Origin of the sequence: Streptomyces sp. SID3212 (assembly GCF_009865405.1) — a bacterium.
GTDB lineage: Bacteria > Actinomycetota > Actinomycetes > Streptomycetales > Streptomycetaceae > Streptomyces.
Genome location: NZ_WWJY01001127.1, coordinates 1 through 1123, shown reverse-complemented (window position 1 = coordinate 1123; position 1123 = coordinate 1). Strand labels below are relative to the sequence as shown.

The window sequence follows — 1123 nt, the reverse complement described above, 5'->3', positions numbered from 1 at the left end:
GCCGACGACCACCGCCCGGTCCCCGGCGCCGACTTCACCGCCCGCGTACGCCCCCTGCCGCTCAGGCTCGTCGGCCTGGGTGCGCGGCCTGCGGCCTCGCTTCGTCCTCAAGCGCCGGACGGGCTTGATTCTCCCGCCGTCGCGCCCGCGACGAAGCACGATCGAGCGTGCCCGGCCCGGCAGCATCAAGCCCGTCCGGCTATTGAGGACACCCCCGGCGACGGGGGCACGCCCGCCCGGGCCCCGGCCCACACCTGAGGAGCCACCTCCGTACCCCGGTACGCCCCGTGACCGCATCACCCCCGTACGCCCCTAAGGAGACGACCCACATGACCCCGCACTCCCCAGCCCCGGCCGCGGCCCCCGCGCCCGCGCCCGCGCCGGACCATCGCCCCCGCCGGCACAGAGGGGCGGTCGCGCGATGAGGGTCCTGCTGCTCGGCGCCAACGGTTTCCTCGGCCGCTTCGTGGCGGACCGGCTGCTCGCCGACCCCGCCGTGCATCTCACCGCACTCGGCCGGGGCGACGACGCCGACGTACGGTTCGACCTCGCCGGCGGCAGCCCCGGCGCGCTCACCCGCTTCCTGGACGCCGTCCACCCCGGGGTGGTCATCAACTGCGCCGGCGCCACCCGCGGCGGCGCCCGCGAACTGGTCCGACACAACACCGTCGCCATCGCCACCGTCTGCGAGGCCCTGCGCCGCAGCGGCTGCGGCGCGCGCCTCGTCCAGCTCGGCTGCGCCTCCGAGTACGGGCCCTCCCCGCAGGGCTCGTCGACCGCCGAGGACGCCGTGGCCCGGCCCGGCGGCCCGTACGGCGTGAGCAAGCTCGCCGCGTCCGAACTCGTCCTCGGCTCCGGCCTCGACGCCGTCGTCCTGCGGGTCTTCTCGCCCGTCGGCCCCGGCACGCCCGCAGGCTCCCCGCTCGGTCGCCTCGCCGAGGCGATGCGCCGCGCCATGCAGTCCGGCGACGGCGAGCTGAAACTCGCCGGCCTCGGCGTGCAGCGGGACTTCGTGGACGTACGGGACGTGGCGCGCGCGGTCCACGCCGCCTCCCTCTCCGCCGCGCAGGGCGTCGTCAACATCGGCACCGGCCGCGCCGTGAAGCTGCGCGACGCCGCCGCC

General features: G+C 77.1%; 1 protein-coding gene. It reads left to right on the top strand.

The window, feature by feature from the left end; all coding sequences use genetic code 11:
- Nucleotides 1–421: 421 nt before the first annotated feature.
- Nucleotides 422–1123: NAD-dependent epimerase/dehydratase family protein (locus tag GT042_RS33370; RefSeq protein ID WP_161312424.1), on the top strand; the 702-nt coding region annotated here is incomplete at its 3' end.